This window comes from Micromonospora sp. CB01531, assembly GCF_001905095.1.
Lineage (GTDB): Bacteria > Actinomycetota > Actinomycetes > Mycobacteriales > Micromonosporaceae > Micromonospora.
Genome location: NZ_LWLS01000095.1, coordinates 1 through 18,867, shown reverse-complemented (window position 1 = coordinate 18,867; position 18,867 = coordinate 1). Strand labels below are relative to the sequence as shown.

Genomic DNA, 18,867 nt, shown 5'->3' with positions numbered 1-18,867 from the left:
AACCCTCCCCGCCGGCCACCCCGGCACCCGCGTGACAAAAGGACGACCCCGATGAACAACGACATCGCCACCGAGCACCCCACCGACGACGGCATCGAACCGATCGCCATCGTCGGGCTCGCCGCCCGCCTGCCCGGCGCCGCCGACCTCGCGGAGTTCTGGCGCAACCTGGTCGACGGCGTGGAGTCGGTCACCGAGCTGACCCGCGAGGAGCAGCTCGCCCGGGGCGCCTCCGCCGAGGAGGTCGACGACCCGGGCTGGGTGAACCGGGCCCCGCTGGTCGACGGCTACGACGAGTTCGACGCCGGCCTGTTCGGGATGACCGCCCGCGAGGCCGAGATCACCGACCCGCAGCACCGGCTGTTCCTGGAAAGCTGCTACACCGCGCTGCAGGACGCCGGCTACGACCCGGCCCGCTACGACGGCGCGGTCGGCGTGTACGCGGGCACCGGCGGCAACACCTACCTGCACAAGTTCGTGCTGCGCAACAAGCGGGTCGGCGGCAGCCCGCACGGCGCGGTCTCCCTCGCCACCGGCAACTCCCCGAACTACGTGGCCACCAACGTGTCGTACCGGCTGGACCTGCGCGGGCCGAGCCTGACCGTGCACACCGCCTGCTCCACCTCGCTGGTCGCGTTCCACCTGGCCTGCGAGGCGCTGCGTAACGGCGAGTGCGACATGGCGCTCGCCGGCGGCGTCAACATCGAGCTGCCGCACGTCGGCTACCTGGGCATGGACGGCTTCACCTCCCCGGACGGCCGGTGCCGCCCGTTCGACGCCGACGCCAACGGCACGGTGTGGGGCAGCGGCGTCGGGGTGACCCTGCTCAAGCGCCTCTCCGACGCCATCGCCGACGGCGACACCATCCGCGCGGTGGTGCTCGGCAACGCGATCAACAACGACGGCGCCGGCAAGGTGGGCTTCACCGCCCCCAGCATCGACGGCCAGATGGAGGCGGTCGCCCAGGCGGTCGGCATGGCCGGCATCGACCCGCGCACCATCAGCTACGTGGAGGCGCACGGCACCGGCACGGCGCTGGGCGACCCGATCGAGATCTCCGCCCTCTCCGCCGTGTACGCCAAGGACACCGACGACCGGGGCTGGTGCGGCATCGGCTCGGTGAAGTCCAACATCGGCCACCTCAGCCAGCCCTCCGGCATCGTCAGCGTGATCAAGACGGTGCTCGCCATGGAGCACGGCCTGATCCCGCCGACCATCAACTACGAGACGCCGAACCCGGCGATCGACTTCGCCGAAACCCCGTTCTACGTGGCGAACACGCTGACCAAGTGGGACACCGACGGGACGCCGCGCCGGGCCGGGGTGAGCTCCTTCGGCATCGGCGGCACCAACGCGCACGTGGTGCTGGAGGAGGCGCCGGCCGGGTACCGGGCCGAGCGGCGGGTCCGCCCGGCGCACCTGCTCCAGGTGTCGGCGAAGACCCCCACCGCACTGGACACCGCGGTGCGCCGGCTCGCCGACCACCTGGAGAACGGCGGCGCCGGGCTGCTCGCCGACGTCGCCCACACCCTGCGGGTCGGCCGCCAGGAGTACGCGCACCGCGCCGCCGTCGTCGCCGGCGACCCCCAGACGGCGGCCGCTGCCCTGCGCGATGCCCGCAAGGGGCACCGCGGCGTCACCGACGGCCCCGCCCCGCGGGTGGCCTTCCTCTTCTCCGGGCAGGGCTCCCAGTACGCCGGCATGGGCGCCCAGCTCTACGCCGAGGACCCGGCGTTCGCGGCCACCGTCGACGAGTGCGCCGAGCTGCTCCGCCCCGAGCTGGGCCTGGACATCCGCGACCTGATCCTCGGCCGGGACCCGGCGGCGGGGGAGAAGCTCACCGAGACCCGCTACACCCAGCCGGCCCTGTTCACCGTCGAGTACGCCCTCGCCACCGCCTGGCAGCGGGCCGGAGTGACCCCGGCCGCGATGATCGGCCACTCGATCGGCGAGTACGTCGCCGCCACCATGGCCGGCGTGCTCAGCCTGCCGGACGCGCTGCGGGTGGTGGCCGCCCGGGGCCGGCTGATGCACTCGCTGCCCGCCGGTTCGATGCTGGCCGTGGCGCTGGACGAGTCGGCGGTCGCCGACCGGCTGCCCGAGGCGCTCGCCATCGCCACCGTCAACGGACCGGGCACCTGCGTGGTGGCCGGCGAGACGGCGGCCGTCGAGGAGTTCGCCGCCACCCTCAAGGGCAAGAGCAAGGTGCTGCGCACCTCGCACGCGTTCCACTCGCCGATGATGGAACCGATCCTCGACGAGTTCACCGCGCTGATGGCCACCGTGCCGCTGCGCCCGCCGGCCGTGCCGTTCCTGTCCAACGTGACCGGCACCTGGATCACCGAGGCGCAGGCCACCGACCCGGCGTACTGGGCGGCGCACCTGCGCCAGCCGGTCCGCTTCGGCGCCTGCGTGGCCACCCTGCTCGCCGAGGGCACCTGGGCGCTGCTCGAGTGCGGCCCCGGCAAGCAGTTGGCCAACCTGGCCCGGATGCAGGTCGCCAAGGCCGGCGAGGCGCAGCGGAAGCTCACCCCGCTGGGCAGCCTGCCCGGCCCGGGCGAGTCCACCGGCGATCTGGCCACCCTGCTCGGCAGCGCCGGCGCGCTCTGGTGCGCGGGCGTACCGGTGCGGCTGGCTGTCGACCCGGACGCGCGGCGGGTGCCGTTGCCCACGTACCCGTTCGAGCGCCGCCGCTACTGGGTCGACCCGGACCCGGTGGAGCAGGTGGCGGCGGCGCCGGTGGAGACCGGGCCCCGGCCGCTGCCGGAATGGTTCGCGGTGCCGGTGTGGCGGCAGGCCGCCCCGGCCCGCACCACCAACTCGCTGGGCCGGTGCCTGGTGCTGGCCGACGGCCAGCGCGGCGAGGCGCTGGTCGCCGCGCTGCGCGCCGCCGGCGACGACCCGGTCGAGGTACGCGCCGGCGACGCCTTCGCCGCCACGGCCACCGGTTTCCGGCTGCGCCCCGGTGTCCGCGAGGACCACGACGCCCTGGTCGCCGCGCTCGGCGCGGACCTGCCGCGGCGCGTCGTGCACGCGTTCGCCCTGGACGGGGAGCCGGCCGGGACGGACCTCGAGGCCGCCTGGGCCGCACAGGACCGGGGTTTCTTCAGCGTGCTGCACCTGGTGCAGGCGCTCGCCGGCGCCGGGCTGACCGGTGACGAGCCGGGCCGCACCCTCGACCTGGTCACCGCCGGCACCGCCGACGTGCGCGGCGACGACCTGGTCCGGCCGGAGCACGCCACCCTGGCCGGCCTGGCCCGGGTGCTGCCGGTGGAACTGCCCGGCCTCACCGTCCGTCTGATCGACGCGGACGCCGCCGCGCGGGGCGCCGGCGCCCTGGTCGCTGAGCTGCGCAGCCCGGTCGACCCGGAGCACCCGGAGGTGGCGCTGCGCCGCGACCGGCGCTGGGTGACCGGGTACGAGCAGGTCACCGTGGACGCCGAGGGCGAGCCGGGCACGCTGCGCGAGGAGGGCCGCTACCTGATCACCGGCGGTCTCGGCGGCATCGGCATCACCCTGGCCGAGGACTTCGCCCGCCGGGTACGCGCCAAGCTGGTGCTGCTGGCCCGCTCCGGCCTGCCCGAGCGGGACCACTGGGACGAGCACCTGGCCGTGCACGGTGGCGCCGACCGGGCCGGCCGGGCCATCGCGGCGATCCGCCGGATGGAGGCGGCCGGGGCCGAGGTGCTGGTGCTCGCGGCCGACGTCACCGACCCCACCGACCTGAGCCGGGTACGCGAGGCGGCGGAGCACCGGTTCGGCGGGCTGGACGGCATCGTGCACGCCGCCGGCCTGCCCGGCGGCGGCATGGCGGAGATCAAGGAGCGGGCCGAGGCGGAGCGGGTGCTCGCCCCGAAGCTGGCCGGCACCCTCGCCCTCGCCCAGGTCTTCGGCGACCTGCCGCTGGACTTCGTGGCGCTGTGCTCCTCGATCACCGCGGTGATCGGCGGTTTCGGCCAGGTCGACTACTGCGCGGCGAACAACTTCCTGGACGCGTTCGCGCGGGCCGGGGTCGGCTTCCGCGCGCCGGTGGTGGCGCAGAACTGGGGCGGCTGGGCCGAGGTCGGCATGGCCGTGGAGACCAACGCGCCGGCCGCGTTCCGGGCCGCCGGCCGGGACACCGTCACCAGCCCGGTCGACCACCCGGTGCTGACCACGAAGGTGGCCGGCCCGGACGGCGTCGTGCTGCACGGCCTGGTCTCCGCCAGCACCCACTGGCTGCTCGACGAGCACCGGATCGGCGGGGTGCCGGTGGTGCCGGGCACCGCCCACCTGGAGTCGGTGCGCGCCGCGGTGACCGCCGCGCTGCCCGCCCCCGACCCGCAGGCCGCGGTGGAGCTGCGCGACGTGGTCTTCCTGGAGCCGTTCTCGGTGCCGGACGGCACGGTCGCCCAATACCGGGTGGAGCTGACCCCCACCGAGGAGGGGGTGGACTTCACCGTCGCCAGCCTGGCCGCCGGCCAGCTGCGTACCCACGTCCGGGGCGCGGCCGGCTGGACCGCGGAACCCGCCCCGCCGGCGGATACGCCCACCGTCGCCGGCCGGCGGGTCGACGACGACGCGTCGTTCGGCCGGGGGCGGACCAGCATGCTCACCTTCGGGCCACGCTGGGCCGCGCTCGCCGAGCACCACCTCGCCGACCGGGAGGAACTGGCCCGGATCGAGGCCCCCGCCGCGGCGCTGGCCGACCTGCCCTCGTGGGGCCTGCACCCGGCCCTGCTGGACGTGGCCACCGCGTTCGGCCGGGGCCAGGGCTCCGGCACCTACCTGCCGCTGTCGTACGGCCGGATCGTGGTGCGCGGAGCGCTGCCGGCGTCCTTCCTCAGCCACCTGCGGCACCGGGACAGCGCCACCGACGAGGTGGTGGCCGCCGACCTGTCCCTGGTGGACACCGACGGCCGGGAACTCGTCGCGATCAGCGACTTCGTGCTGCGGCGGGTGGACCAGGGCGCCGTCACCGGGGGCCTCACCGAGACCCCGGCCGCCGCGGCCGACGCCGCCGCGGCTCCGGTGACCGAGGACATCCGCCCGGTGGACGGCGCGGAGGCGTTCCGTCGCAGCCTCACCGCCGGACTCGGCGCGCAGGTGGTCATCGCCACCCGCACCGTCGCGGACATCCGCCGGCGGGCCGCCCGAGTGACCACCGACAGCCTGGAGGCGGAGACCGACCCGGCGGTCTCCGCGCCGACCGCCACCGGCGGCGGATCGGCCGCACCCTCGACCGAGCTGGAGAAGGTGATCGCCCAGGTCTGGCGGGACGGCCTCGGCGTGACCGAGGTCGGCGTGGACGACGACTTCTTCTCCCTCGGCGGCAACTCGCTGGTCGCGGTACAGCTCATCGCCGCGATGCGCAAGGCCACCGGGGTGCGGCTGCCGATGCGCAGCCTCTTCGAGACCCCCACGGTGGCCGGGCTGGCCGCCCGGATCGAGGAGCTGCGCGCCAGCCAGCCCGCCGACGAGCCGGCCCCGCCGGCGCCCATCCCGGCCATCCCGCGACTGCCCCGCGCCTGACCACGACGAACAGGAGACACCGCACCATGAGCGACACGATCACCACACTCCCGGTGGTCATCGAGAACGACGGCCGGGCCCTGACCGACCTGATCGACGCCCGGCGCGCCGAGCTGCGTGCCGCCCTCGTCGAACACGGCGGGCTGCTCTTCCGCGGCTTCGACGTCGGCGGGGTGGACGGCTTCGACGGGGTGGTCCGCGCCCTCTCCGGCGAGCCGCTGACCTACACGGAGCGCTCGTCGCCCCGGCACTCCATCAAGGGCCGGGTCTACACCTCGACCGACTACCCGCCGGACGAGGAGATCTTCCTGCACAACGAGAACTCGTACCAGGCGCGCTGGCCGCTGACCCTGTTCTTCTACTGCATCACCGCGCCGCAGACGCAGGGCGCCACCCCGCTCGCCGACGTGCGCCAGGTCTACCAGGAGATCGACCCGGCGGTGCGTGAGGAGTTCATCCGGCGGCGCTGGATGCTGGTGCGCAACTTCCACGGCGACTTCGGCACCCGCTGGCAGGAGGTGTTCAACACCGAGAACCGGGCCGAGGTCGAGGCGTACGGGGTGGCGAACGGGATCACCGTGGAGTGGGTCGGCAAGGACGGCCTGCGCACCCGGGCGGTCCGCAACGTGGTGCACCACCGGCCCGGCTCGGACACCCCGCGCTGGTTCAACCACGCCACGTTCTTCCACCTCAGCACCCTGCCCAAGGACTACCAGGAGGGCCTGCTGGCCATGTTCGGCGCCGACGGCCTGCCGTCGAACACCTACTACGGCGACGGCGGCGAGATCCCCGCCGAGGTCATGGACCACCTGCGCGCCGCCTACCGGGCGGCCACCGTCCGCTTCGACTACCAGCGCGACGACGTGCTGGTGGTGGACAACATGACCGCCGCCCACGGCCGGGAGCCGTTCACCGGCCCCCGCAAGATCGCCGTCGCGATGGCCGAGCCGCACACCCCCGACACCCCTGGAGCGAACTGACATGGCCGAACCCCGATTCCTGGTCGTGCGCAACGACGAGGAGCAGTACTCGATCTGGTCGGCCGACCGGGACCTCCCCGCGGGCTGGCACGACGCCGGCTTCGCCGGCACCCGCGAGGAGTGCCTGGCCCACGTCGACACCGTCTGGACCGACATGCGCCCCCGCTCGGTACGCGAGGCCAACTCATGACGCAGGAATGGACCTTCCCGGCCTCCTTCGCCCAGGAGCGGGTGTGGGTGGCCAACCAGCTCGACGCCCACTCGCCGGTCTACAACGTCTCCGTCCCGTGGCGCTTCCCGGCCGGGATCGACGCGGACACCGCAGCCCACGTCGTCAACCAGGTGGTGGCCCGGCACGAGACGCTCCGCACCCACCTGCGCGTCGACGACGGCGCCCTGGTGCAGGTGGTGCGGGCCCACGAGCCCGTCCCGATCCCCACCGACGACCTGCGGCACCTGCCGGAGGCGGAACGCCTCGCGGCGTTCGAGGCGATCCGCACGGAGCTGGCCCGTAACCCGATCCCGCTGGACGGCCCGCCGCTGTGGCGGGCCCGGCTGATCCGCCTCGACGACACCTGGGCGCTGGCGTTCGTGGTGCACCACGCGGTCTTCGACAGCCACTCGGCGGTGCTGTTCCACCAGGAACTCGGCGCGTTCAGCGCGGCCGCGCAGGCCGGCGCCGAGCCCGCCGTGCCCGAGCTGCCCATCCAGTACGCCGACTTCGCCGTCTGGCAGCGCGACCAGCTCACCGGCGCGGAGCTGGACCGCCAACTCGCCTTCTGGACCGGCCACCTGGCCGGCGCGCCGGCGGTGACCGGCCTGCCGCTGGACCGGCCCCGCCCGGCCCAGCTCGGCTTCGCCGGTGACGAGGTGCGGTTCGCCCTGCCCGAGGGGCTGCTCGACCGGGTCGGCGCCCTCGCGACCGGCGCGGCGGCCACGCCGTACATGGTGCTGCTGGCGGGCTTCGCGGCGCTGCTGTCCCGGATCTCCGGCGACACCGACGTGGTGGTCGGGGTCTCCACCGCCGGCCGGGACAGCGCCGAGCTGGCCCCGCTGATCGGCATGTTCGTCAACCCGGTGGCACTGCGCTGCGACGTCTCCGGCGACCCGGCCTTCGCCGAACTGCTCGGCCGGGTGCGGGACGGACTGGTCGACGCGATCGAGCACGGGCAGACCCCGTTCCAGAAGATCGTCGAGGCGGTCGACCCGCAGCGTGACCCGTCGGTGCAGCCGATCTTCCAGACCGCGCTGAACTTCATCCCCGACTCCGGCCTGGACCCGGTGGAGCTGGGCACCACCAAGGACGACCTGGCGTTCGACATCACCACCGGCGAGAGCCGGCTGGTCTACCGCACGGCGCTGTTCGACCGCGGCACCGCCGAGGCGGTCGTCGACCGGTACGTCCGGCTGCTCGCCGCTGCCGTCGCCGACCCGCAGCGGCGGGTCGCCGCGCTGCCGCTGCTCGCCGATGCCGAGCGGAACCTGGTGCTGGGCGCCTGGAACGACACCACGCACGAGGTGCCGCCGGCCACCGTGGTCGACGAGGTGCAGCGGCAGGCCGCCGCCACGCCGGACGCCACCGCGCTGGTCTGCGACGGCGTGCCGCTGACCTACGTCGAGCTGAACACCGCCGCGAACCGGCTGGCCCGGCTGCTGGTGGCCCGGGGCGCCGGCCCGGAGGCCCGGGTCGCGCTCGCCGTGCCCCGCTCCTGCGAACTGCTGGTGGCCATCCTCGCGGTGCTCAAGTCCGGCGCCGCGTACGTCCCGGTGGACACCGCCTACCCGGCCGGGCGGATCGCGTACCTGCTGGACGACGCCGAGCCGGCCCTCGTGGTGGCTACCCCGGAGACCGCCGGCCTGGTGCCGGCCGGCGCGCTGGTCCTGGACGGGGAGGTGGGTTCGGACCAGGCCGACGACGACCTCACCGACGCCGACCGGCTCGCCCCGCTGCGCCCCGAGCACCCGGCTTACGTGCTCTACACCTCCGGCTCCACCGGCCGCCCGAAGGGCGTGGTGGTGGAGCACCGGGCGGTGACCGCCTACCTGGCCTGGGCCCGGCACACCTACCCGGGCCTGGCCGGCACGGCGCTGCTGCCCTCGCCGGTCTCCTTCGACCTCACCGTCACCGGCCTGCTCGGCACGCTCACCGCCGGCGGGACGGTCCGGCTCGCCGCGATCGACGAGCCGGCGGCCCGGGTCGGCGGCCGGCCCACCTTCCTCAAGGTCACCCCGAGCCACCTGCCACTGCTCGACGGCGAGCTGTCGCCCACCGTCGACCTGGTGATCGGCGGCGAGGCGCTCACCGGCGAGCAGCTCGCCGGGTGGCGGGCCGCGCACCCGGACGTCGCGGTGATCAACGAGTACGGCCCGACCGAGGCCACCGTCGGCTGCGTCGCCGCCCGGATCGCCCCCGGTGAGCCGGTCCCGGCCGGGCCGGTGCCGATCGGCACGCCCACCTGGAACACCCGGGCGCTGCTGCTCGACGCGGCCCTGCAGCCGGTCCCGCCGGGCGTGGTCGGCGAGCTGTACGTCGCCGGCACCCAGCTCGCCCGCGGCTACCTGCGCCGGCCCGGCCTCACCGCCGAGCGCTTCCGGCCCTGCCCGTACGGCCCGCCCGGGCAGCGGATGTACGCCACCGGCGACCTGGCCCGCTGGCGTCCCGACGGCACGCTGGAGTACCTGGGCCGCCGCGACGACCAGGTCAAGGTGCGCGGCATGCGGATCGAGCTGGGCGAGGTGGAGGCGGCCCTGCTGGCTCACCCGGACGTCTGGGCGGCCGCCGCGGCGGTGCGTACCGACTCGGGCGAGCCGATGCTGGTCGGCTATCTGGTCGGCCCGGCCCACGAGGACTCGGTCCGGGCCGAACTGGCCCGGGAGCTGCCCGCCCACCTGATCCCGGCGGCCCTGGTCCGGCTCGACACGCTGCCCCTGACCCCGAACGGCAAGCTGGACCGGGCCGCGCTGCCCGCCCCGGGCACCGCCGTCCCGGCCGAGGACAGCTACGTCGCCCCGCGCACCGAGGCCGAGTCCCTGGTCGCCGAGGTGTACGCCGAGATCCTCCAGGTGGAGAAGGTCGGCGCCCTGGACGACTTCTTCGCCCTCGGCGGCAACTCGCTGCGCGGCATGCGGGCGATGGCCCGGATCCGGGCCGAGGTGGACGTCGAACTGCCCATGCGGGCGCTGTTCAGCAGCCCCGTGGTGGCGGACCTGGCCGCCCAGATCGAGGAGCGGATCGCCGCCGAACTCGACGGGCTCTCCGACACCGAGGTCGCCGCGCTGCTCGCGGCGGAAGAGGAAACCAGCTGATGACCGACCTGAAGGATCCGACCCGGGAGGCGGCCCGGCAGGCGCTGATCGCCAAACGGCTGCGCGCCCGGCAGGCCGCCCCCGCGGCCCGGATCACGCCCCGGCCCGCCGACGCCGAGGTGCCGCTGTCCTACGCCCAGGAGCGGGTCTGGTTCATGGACCAGCTCGCTCCGGGCGAGGCGGCCTACCACATCGCGGTGCCGCTGCGGGTGCGCGGCCCGCTCGACGTGGCCGCGCTGCGCGCCGCCCTGGCCGCGCTGACCGCCCGGCACGAGTCGCTGCGGACCCGTTTCCCGGCCGACCCGGACGGGCGCCCCACCGTGGTGGTGGAGGAGACCGTCGAGGTGCCGCTGACCATCGTGGACGCCCAGGACGAGGCAACCGCGCAGGCCCTGGTCGAGGCGGCCGCCGCCGAGCCGTTCGACCTGGCGCACGGTCCGCTGCTGCGCGCCCTGCTGGTCCGGCTGGCTGACGACGACCACGTGCTCTTCCTCGGCAAGCACCACATCGTCGGGGACGGCTGGTCGGTGGACGTGCTGCTGCGGGACCTGATCACCCGCTACCGGGGCGGCGAACCGCCCACCCTGCCCGTCCAGTACGGCGACTTCGCGGTCTGGGAGGCGCGGGAGCTGGACGGCCCGCAGGCCCGGGCGCACGTCGACTACTGGAAGCAGCGGCTCGCCGGGATCACCCCGCTGGAGCTGCCGCCGGACCGGCCCCGCCCGGCCACCCAGACCTACCGGGGCGACTTCGTCGAGTTCCAGCTCGACCCGGCGGCCACCGAACGGCTCAACGACCTCACCCGCGCCAGCGGCGGCACCCTGTTCATGACGCTGCTCGCCGCGTACCAGGTGCTGCTGGCCCGGCACGCCGGCCAGGACGACTTCGCCGTCGGCGCGTCGGTGGCCGGCCGCTCCGCGCCGGAGCTGGAGAACGTGGTCGGCATGTTCATCAACATGCTGCCGCTGCGCGCCGAGCTGGCCGGCGACCCCACCTTCCGCGAGCTGCTGGAGCGCACCCGGCGCAGCGTGCTGGACGGCTTCGAGCACGCCGAGGTGCCGTTCGCCAAGGTGGTCCACGAGCTGGGGCTGCCCCGGGACGTCAGCCGGTCCCCGGTGTTCCAGGCCATGTTCGTGCTGCAGAACTACGAGATGGGCCGGTTCACCGGCGTCTCCGGGTCCGACGAGGTCAGCTTCGAGTGGACGCCGATGGAGCTGCGGGCCACCCGGTTCGACTTCGAGCTGCACGCGGTGGAGACCGTCGACGGGCTCTGGGGCAAGCTGGTCTTCAACACCGACCTGTTCACCCGGGACACCGTCGAGCGGATGGCCCGGCGCTGGACCACCCTGCTGGCCGCGATCGTCGCCGCGCCGGACACCCCGGTCTCCCGGCTGGAGCTGCTGCCCGCACAGGAGCGGACGCTGCTGGCGGCGTGGAACGACACCACCGCCGACTTCCCGCGTACGCAGACCCTGCACGGCCCCGTCGAGGAGCGCGCCGCCGCCACCCCGGACGCGGTCGCCGTCACCATCGACGGGCGCAGCCTGACGTACGCCGAGCTGAACGCCGCCGCCAACCGGATCGCGCACCGGCTGCGTGCCGCCGGCGTCGGCCCGGAGACCCTGGTCGGCGTCTGCGCGGAACGCTCCGTCGAACTGGTCGCCGGCCTGCTCGGCGTACTCAAGGCCGGCGGCGCGTACCTGCCGCTGGACCCGGAGTACCCGGCGGAGCGGCTGGCCTTCATGGTCACCGACGCCGACGCGCCCGTGGTGCTGGTCCAGGCGCACCTGCGCGACGTGCTGCCGGACACCGCCGCCACCGTCCTCGCCCTGGACGACCCGTCCGCCTGGGCCGACCAGCCCACCACGAACCCGGAGCCCTCCGCCGGCCCCGAGCACCTGGCCTACGTCATCTACACCTCCGGCTCCACCGGCCGGCCCAAGGGAGTGCCGAACACCCACCGGGGCATCGTCAACCGGCTCGACTGGATGCAGAAGACGTACCGCCTCGGCGCCGACGACGCGGTGCTGCAGAAGACCCCGGCCAGCTTCGACGTGTCGGTGTGGGAGTTCTTCTGGCCGCTGCGCGAGGGCGCCCGCCTGGTGCTGGCCAGGCCGGGCGGCCACAAGGACGCCGGCTACCTGCGCGATTTGCTGGTCGCCGAGCGGATCACCACCGCGCACTTCGTGCCGTCGATGCTCACCGTCTTCCTCGCCGAGGAGGGCATCGAGGCGGCCACCGCGCTGCGCCGGGTGATCTGCTCCGGTGAGGAGCTGCCGCTGGCCTCCGCCGTCGACTTCACCGCCCGGCTGCTGTGGTGTGGGCTGCACAACCTGTACGGCCCCACCGAGGCGGCCATCGACGTCACTGCCTGGCCCTGCGATCCGGCGCGGCTGGCCGGGCTCACCGGCGTCCCGATCGGCGCGCCGATCGCCAACCTGCGCCTGCACGTGCTCGACCCGGCCGGCCACGAGTGCCCCGTGGGCGTCGCGGGTGAGCTCCACATCGGCGGCGTCGGGCTGGCCCGCGGCTACCACCGCCGGCCGGCGCTGACCGCCGAGAAGTTCGTCCCCGACCCGTTCTCCGGCGAGCCCGGCGCCCGGCTCTACCGCACCGGCGACCTGGCCCGCTGGGTGGCCGACACGGCGGGGGAGACCGGCGTCATCGAGTTCCTCGGCCGGATCGACCACCAGGTCAAGCTCCGCGGCCTGCGGATCGAGCTGGGCGAGATCGAGAGCGCGCTGCGCGAGCAGCCCGGGGTGACCGAGGCGGCGGTGATCGTCCGCGAGGACAGCCCCGGCGACAAGCGGCTCACCGCCTACCTGGTCGGGCCCGCGGAGCACACCGCGTTGAAGACCGCGCTCAAGGACACCCTGCCGGAATACATGGTGCCGGCCGCGTTCGTCACCCTGGACGCGCTGCCGCTGACCCCCAACGGGAAGCTCGACCGCAAGGCGCTGCCGGCGCCCGTGGTCACCCGCGAGGCGTCGGTGGCGCTGGTTGAGCCGCGCGACGACACCGAACGGACGCTTGCCGCCATCTGGTCCGAGGTGCTGGGCGTCGACACGCTCGGCATCGACGACGACTTCTTCGACCTGGGCGGGCACTCCATGCTCGCCACCCAGGTGGTCGCGAAGATCCGCAAGGCCGAGCTCGGCGGCCGGCCCGTCGGCGTGATGGACCTGTTCCAGCAGCGGACCATCCGTGACCTCGCCGCGTTCATCTCCGGCGACGGCGGCGAGGAGGGCCCCCGCCGGCTGCTCTACGAGCTCACCAAGCCGATCCCCGCCGGCAAGCGGGTGCTGTCCTACGTCTGCGTCCCGTACGGCGGCGGCAGTGCCATCGTCTACCAGCCGCTCGCCGACGCGCTGCCGGCCGGGCACGCCCTGTGGTCGCTGGCCATCCCCGGGCACGACGTCGGCCTCAGCGAAGACGCGCTGCCCTTCGACGAGCTGACCACCCGGGTCGCCGACGAGATCCTGGAGCGGGTCGAGGGACCGATCGCGCTCTACGGCCACTGCGGTGTCGGCAGCGCCATCGTCGCCGAGGTGGCCCGCAAGGTCGAGGCTGCCGGGCGGGACCTCGAGGCCGTCTACATCGGCGCGATGTTCCCGTTCGCCCGACCCAAGGGCCTCTTCGCCGCCATGCGCAACCGGCTGGAGCAGCTCCGCAGCAACAAGCACTACGCGAGCTGGCTCAAGTCGATGGGCGTGGACACCGACGAGCTGGACCCGGAGCAGGCCGACCGGATCATCAGCAACATGCGGGCCGACTCCCGCGCCTCCGAGGAGTACTTCACCCGCCTGCTCGACCAGCGGGCGACGAAGCTGCGCGCCCCGATCGTCTCGGTCGTCGGCTCCGAGGACCCGGTCACCGACTACTACCGCGAGCGGTACGCCGAGTGGCAGTTCCTCAGCGACACCCTCGGGCTGGTGGTCCTCGACCAGGCCGGCCACTTCTTCCTGAAGTACCGCGCCGAGGAGTTGGCCGAGATCGTCACCCGGGTCCACCCGGCGGTGGTCGCCGGGGACATCGCGGCGCTCACCCCCGAGGCGCGGGGCGAGGACGCCGGCTGGGCGGTCCTCGACCACCAGCGGGTGGGCGCGGCGGAGGGGCCGGCCAAGGCCACCGTCAAGCCGAGCATGGGTCGCTTCCTGTCGGTCACCGTCGGGCAGCTCGTCTCCAGTACCGGCTCCGCGCTGACCGCGTTCGCCCTGCCGATCTGGCTGTTCAACCGGACCGGGTCGGTGGCCGACCTCGGCCTGCTCTGGGCGCTCGCGCTGATCTGCGGTGTGCTGATGCTCCCGGTGGCCGGCGCGATCGTCGACCGGGTCAGCCGGCGCCGGATCATGATGCTGGCCAGCTCCATCGCCGGGTCGATCCAGCTGGTCCTGGCCGTGCTGCTGTGGACTGACAACCTGGTGCTCTGGCACATCTACCTCCTGGTGGCGCTCAGCTCCGTGGCCGGCTCGTTCCAACGGATCGCGTTCCAGTCGGCGGTGCCGCAGCTGGTGCCGAAGCGCTACCTCGGCCACGCGATGGGCATCACCCAGCTCTCCACCGGCGTCGCCACCCTGCTCATGCCGGTCTTCGCGGCCGGCCTGCTCGCCGCGATCGAGCTGAAGGGCATCCTGCTCGTCGACGTGGCCAGCTACGTGGTCGCGGTGGCCACCCTGGCCGTGGTCCGCTTCCCCGACCTGCTCGGCTGGCGGCCCCGGGAACGGCTCCTGGTGGCCATCGCCAACGGCCTGCGCTACTCCTGGCAGCACAAGGGCTTCCGGCTGATGCTCGGCTACTTCGCGCTGGGCAACATCTTCCTGGCCCCCGCCCTGGTGCTCACCACCCCGCTGGTGCTCTCCTTCGGCACCCCGACCCAGGTGGCCCAGGTGGCGTTGGCCGAGGCGGTCGGCGCGATCGCCGGCGGCGTGCTCATGTCGCTCTGGGGCGGCCCGCGCCGGCGGCGGATGATCGGTGTGCTCGTGGCCAACCTCGGCACCGCGATCGGCTGCATGCTGATCGGCCTGGACGCCTCGCTGGTGATGATCTGCGTCGGCATGTGCTGGCTGGCCATGGCGATGACCACCGCGCAGTCGATCTACGCGACCATCGTCCAGGTCAAGGTGCCGCAGCGGTTCCACGGCCGGGTGTTCAGCCTCAACCAGACCATCGCCTGGTCCACCCTGCCCATCGGGTTCGCGCTGCTCGCGCCGGGCGCCACCGCCCTGTTCGAGCCGATGCTCGCCCCGGGCGGGACGCTCGCCGGGTCGGTGGGCGCGGTGATCGGCACCGGTCCTGGCCGGGGCATCGGCTTCGCGTACGTCTGCTTCGGGCTGGCCCTCGTGCTGGTCACCCTCGGCGGGTTCGCGATCCGGCTGCTGCGCCGGTTCGACATCGAGGTGGATGACTCGCTCCCGGACGACCTCATCGGCGCCCAGGAGCGGGAACGCCGCCTCGCCGCCCGGGCCGCCGACCGGGAGCCGGTCGCGGCCTGACGTAAGCAAGGGCCCTTCTCCACGCCTCCCGTGGAGAAGGGCCCTTCCTTCTCACGCGCGTAGCGCGCGGGGGCCTCCGGCGGCATCGCCGGAGGCCCCCGGGCTCACCACCGTGCCGGCGGATCCGCCAGCTCGTCCTCGGGCAGTTCCCGCGGCTGCGCCACCCACGCCGAGTAGACCGGCAGGCCATGCCACGGCCCGCCCGCGCTGTCGGTGGCCACCGCCACCACCGCGTACGGGTGGCCGAACCGCAGCTCCGCCACCCGGGCGACGCCCTCCGGCGGCAGCGCCGTCCGCGTGGCGAACGCGGTCACCGCGGCGGCTTCGAAGCCGTACCGCCCGTAGCGGGCCACCGCCGACTGGGCCGCCTCGTACCGCGGATCCGCCACCCCCATGAGCCTCCCGAGCGCCTGCGCGGCGACGGCGAAGCCGAACCCAGACGCCGTCAGGTCGTGCCGGCTGTCCGCCGACCAGCACGGCAGCACGGCGCTCGCCCGCTCCTCCCGGCCGCCGGGCGCGAAGGTGCGCACCGGCTCCTCCCGGATCGTCCACAGCGGGTTGTCGCCCAGCGGCAGGTCGTACAGCGACCGCTGGCCCGGTCCGATCCCCTCCCGGGTGGTGGCGGCACCGGCGGCGAGTTCCTGGGCGGCGACGAGGACGTCCGGCACCGGGACGCCCGGGTCGGCGGCGACGGACACCACCAGCAGGCCGGCCTCCCCGCCGGCGATGGACACCGGCCGGGCGGGCGCGGCGTGCACGGCCACGTCACCGGCCCGGGCGGTGGTCGCGATCCCGCACCGGTGCCGGTACGCGGGGGCGCGCAACACCCGCTCCAGCCGGCCCGCCCAGGCGCTGCCCGCGCCGAGCTGCTCGGCGGGCGCCACCTGGAACGGCTCCGCCCAGGACACCCGGGTGGCCAGGGCGTTGGCCAGGATCAGCAGGGTCTGTGGGGTGACGGTGAGCGGAAACCGCTCGATCAGGCCGTCGGTGTGCTCCCGCGCCCACGCGTCCAGCGCCGGCTGGTCCGGCAGCGGGCCGGTCTGCGTCCGCTCCGGCAGCGTCGCGCGCCAGCCGGCCAGCCCCTCGGCGGGCGTCCGCTCCCACAGGGCGGTGGCCGAGGCGACCAGCGGGTGCGGCGCCGACAGCAGCGCCTGGGCCGTCGCGGCGGCGCTGTCCACGTCGGTGCCGAGCGCCTCCTCCACCGCGCCGTGCAGGTCGCCGGTGGCGGCGGGGCCGGTGAGCGCGAGGAGCAGCCAGGCGCCGAGCGGGGAGGCGACGTGGTGCGCGTCGCCGGCGGCGCGGTGCAGCCGCTCGGCGTAGTGGGCGAGAGGTCCGTGGATAGGGTTCACCGTTCCACTGTGCCGGTTGCCGGCGGATTCGTCATGACCACAGCTCGAACGGCTCGTCGATCTCCTCGCCGGCCAGGAACGCCGGCAGCAGCTCGGGCAGCCGCCCCGGATAGCAGCGCGGCCGGGCGGCGACCATCTCGGCGACCGGCCACCAGCGGAACCCGAAGTAGTCCTCCACCTCGTAGTCGAGCCGGTGCGCCTCGTCCACGTCCGGTCCCGGCCCCGGCAGCCGTACCGGGACGACCACCTCGTCCTGCAGGTGGCGCCGCTGCCGGTGGATGAAGCTGGCCCGCCGCCGCCAGGTCGGCGCGCCCACGTCAGCCGGCGGGACCACGATGCCGGTCTCCTCGCGCAGCTCCCGCACCGCCGCGTCGAGATACGTCTCCCCGTCGTCGAGCCCGCCGCCGGGCAGCTCCCACCAGACCCCGAGGCGGGGGTGCTCCGGGTCGCGGGTGTGGAACAGCAGCACCCGCTCGGCGGCGTCGAGCACCACCAGCCGCACCGCCCGGCGTTCCAGCACCGGCAGGTCGCGGGGCAGCTCGGGAGTCATCAGTGCACACCGCCTTGTTCATTGGGGCCGGCCGCGTTGCCGCCATCGTGCACGGTCGCGGCGGGCTCGGGTAGCTCCAATGCTCGGTGCTCGGTCCGACCGGGAAGCTGACCGTCAAGTGTCAACGGTTCCGGTCATCCTCGGGCGTGACGAACGTCCGGCGCCCGGTGAAGGTTACTACCCGGCCTTCTTCCCGCAGCGCGTCGAGCGCGGCCCGCACGGTGCCGCGCGGTACGTCGTACGTCTGCGCCAGCGTCACCTCGCCTGGGAGCGAGGCAGCAGGTAGGCAGCGCGAGCGCCGATGCTGGCCAGTTCTGGACGCGAAGCGATGATGGCCGACACCTGCTCGTCGACGAGGGTTGCCACCGGCCGGCGGTCGCGGGGTTGCGGCTAGTGCGCCTCCGGCGGGGGCGCTCCGGCTCCAGGATGGCCGGGGCTCCGTCGGCGGGTCGCGGGCCGTGGGTGGTTACGGTAGCGCCATCCCACCGCCGAAGACCCGGGGCGAGCCGAGCAGACCGCCGCCGGGACCGCCAGCGTCCGTCCGTGCGTCAAGGCCGTCTTAACGTGGCGGCCCCGACGGTGGCCCGCTCCCACAAGGGCGGGTCGACGGCGACGGGATGGCGAGGTTCCGCTGGCTGGGTTAATGCCTCACCAACACGCATGCGACACGGGGCGGGTCGAGCATCCTCCCGGCCCCCCAGCTATTGATGGGGTCGCCAGATCTTGTCGGCGGCCGCGGGCTGGCGGCTGCGTCGATCGTTTGGGCAAGGGCCGTCAGAGTGGGTCGAGGCGGCGCTTGAGCAGGCAGAACTCGTTGCCTTCTGGATCGGCGAGGACGTGCCAGGACGCATCCGCAGGCTGACCGATGTCGACGAGTTTGGCCCCGGCGGCCAGGAGGCGCTCGAGCTCGGCGTCCTGATCGCGGTCGGTGGGGTTGACGTCGATGTGCAGCCGGGCATGCCCGTTCTTCGGCTCGTCGTTGCGGATGAGGAAGATCGTCGGCTGCGGGCCGCCGAACCCTTCGCGCGGGCCTATCTCGATGTAGACCCCCTCTTCGCGATCGAGCACTATGAAGTCCAGGACCTCGCACCAGAACCGCGCCAGCACCTCGGGGTCGCGGCACTTGAGCACGAGCTCACCGATACGGCATGCCATTGACGAAACCTACTCTCAGCATGGGAACTGCCGGGGCGGCCGCACGCGGATCTCATGGGCTCCCTGCAGTGAGAACAAGCTCGCGATCGTACCGGGCGAGGCGAGCGGGCTCGAATTGATTTCAGGCCCTCGCCTGGCCAGGTCGCCAGGCGGGGGCCGAGGAACACGCCGGACGCGTGCCCAGGGGTTCCATCGGCCATGCGGCCCATTCCAAACTGACGGTGCCGTTGACTTCCAGAGGAGCATCGGGATGGTCAGGCCGGGGGCTCGCTGTCAAGAATGACACAGGGCGTGACAACGCGGCAGGGCGCGCAAGCGGCCGGGCACCGTGCCCGTGGCGTGCCCGATGCGGCGGCCAACGGCCGACAACCGCTGACCGACTGGACGCGAACCGCGAGCGGTAGTCGCTCCTCGCAGTGTCGGGCACACAGGGGGCACAAGACACTGTCAAACGTCGTCAACCAGCCAGTAATCATGGCAGGCCTAGACGCCCTCTGAGAATCCATGGCCCTACCGTGGGCCGC

General features: G+C 74.0%; 8 protein-coding genes and 1 pseudogene. 5 read left to right on the top strand and 4 right to left on the bottom strand.

What is annotated here, in order from left to right; all coding sequences use genetic code 11:
- Window positions 1–51: 51 nt before the first annotated feature.
- The 5 genes from A6A27_RS29555 to A6A27_RS29535 are packed head-to-tail and all read left to right on the top strand — an operon-like array spanning window position 52 to window position 15,289.
- Window positions 52–5,511 (top strand): type I polyketide synthase, encoded by a 5,460-nt coding sequence (locus A6A27_RS29555; RefSeq protein ID WP_073837930.1) that lies wholly within the window; start codon window positions 52–54, stop codon window positions 5,509–5,511.
- 26 nt (window positions 5,512–5,537) lie between these two features.
- Window positions 5,538–6,491 carry a TauD/TfdA family dioxygenase gene (locus tag A6A27_RS29550; protein ID WP_073837929.1) on the top strand — a complete coding sequence of 318 codons (954 nt, stop codon included), beginning with the start codon at window positions 5,538–5,540 and terminating at the stop codon, window positions 6,489–6,491.
- 1 nt (window position 6,492) lies between these two features.
- Window positions 6,493–6,681: an MbtH family protein gene (locus A6A27_RS29545; protein WP_073837928.1), complete on the top strand. Its 189-nt coding sequence runs from the start codon at window positions 6,493–6,495 to the stop codon at window positions 6,679–6,681.
- Complete coding sequence (locus tag A6A27_RS29540; protein WP_073837927.1) at window positions 6,678–9,797, top strand: non-ribosomal peptide synthetase; 3,120 nt, start codon at window positions 6,678–6,680, stop codon at window positions 9,795–9,797. Before A6A27_RS29545 ends, A6A27_RS29540 begins: the two co-directional genes overlap by 4 nt.
- A complete protein-coding gene (locus A6A27_RS29535; protein ID WP_073837926.1) occupies window positions 9,797–15,289 on the top strand; it encodes a non-ribosomal peptide synthetase/MFS transporter in 5,493 nt (1,830 codons plus the stop codon). The genes A6A27_RS29540 and A6A27_RS29535 overlap by 1 nt, the downstream gene beginning before the upstream one ends.
- A gap of 104 nt (window positions 15,290–15,393) precedes the next feature.
- Here A6A27_RS29535 and A6A27_RS29530 read toward each other — a convergent pair whose 3' ends face one another.
- The 4 genes and pseudogenes from A6A27_RS29530 to A6A27_RS29515 all read right to left on the bottom strand — a co-directional run bounded on the left by A6A27_RS29530 (window position 15,394) and on the right by A6A27_RS29515 (window position 18,343).
- A complete protein-coding gene (locus tag A6A27_RS29530) occupies window positions 15,394–16,638 on the bottom strand; it encodes a hypothetical protein (protein ID WP_073837925.1) in 1,245 nt (414 codons plus the stop codon).
- Between the two features lie 31 nt (window positions 16,639–16,669).
- Window positions 16,670–17,188 (bottom strand): NUDIX hydrolase, encoded by a 519-nt coding sequence (locus A6A27_RS29525; protein WP_073837924.1) that lies wholly within the window; start codon window positions 17,186–17,188, stop codon window positions 16,670–16,672.
- Window positions 17,189–17,309: 121 nt separating this feature from the next.
- Window positions 17,310–17,462: pseudogene (locus tag A6A27_RS29520) on the bottom strand (GntR family transcriptional regulator); the annotation flags it as partial.
- 500 nt (window positions 17,463–17,962) lie between these two features.
- Window positions 17,963–18,343, bottom strand: a complete 381-nt coding sequence (locus A6A27_RS29515) for a VOC family protein (protein WP_073837923.1) — start codon at window positions 18,341–18,343, stop codon at window positions 17,963–17,965.
- Window positions 18,344–18,867: the final 524 nt, after the last annotated feature.

Bases quoted from the DNA above. Each gene is read 5' to 3' on its own strand.
- A6A27_RS29525 (WP_073837924.1), bottom strand. From the start codon at position 17,188: ATGACTCCCGAGCTGCCCCGCGACCTGCCGGTGCTGGAACGCCGGGCG.
- A6A27_RS29550 (WP_073837929.1), top strand. From the start codon at position 5,538: ATGAGCGACACGATCACCACACTCCCGGTGGTCATCGAGAACGACGGC.
- A6A27_RS29540 (WP_073837927.1), top strand. From the start codon at position 6,678: ATGACGCAGGAATGGACCTTCCCGGCCTCCTTCGCCCAGGAGCGGGTG.
- A6A27_RS29555 (WP_073837930.1), top strand. From the start codon at position 52: ATGAACAACGACATCGCCACCGAGCACCCCACCGACGACGGCATCGAA.
- A6A27_RS29515 (WP_073837923.1), bottom strand. From the start codon at position 18,343: ATGGCATGCCGTATCGGTGAGCTCGTGCTCAAGTGCCGCGACCCCGAG.
- A6A27_RS29535 (WP_073837926.1), top strand. From the start codon at position 9,797: ATGACCGACCTGAAGGATCCGACCCGGGAGGCGGCCCGGCAGGCGCTG.
- A6A27_RS29545 (WP_073837928.1), top strand. From the start codon at position 6,493: ATGGCCGAACCCCGATTCCTGGTCGTGCGCAACGACGAGGAGCAGTAC.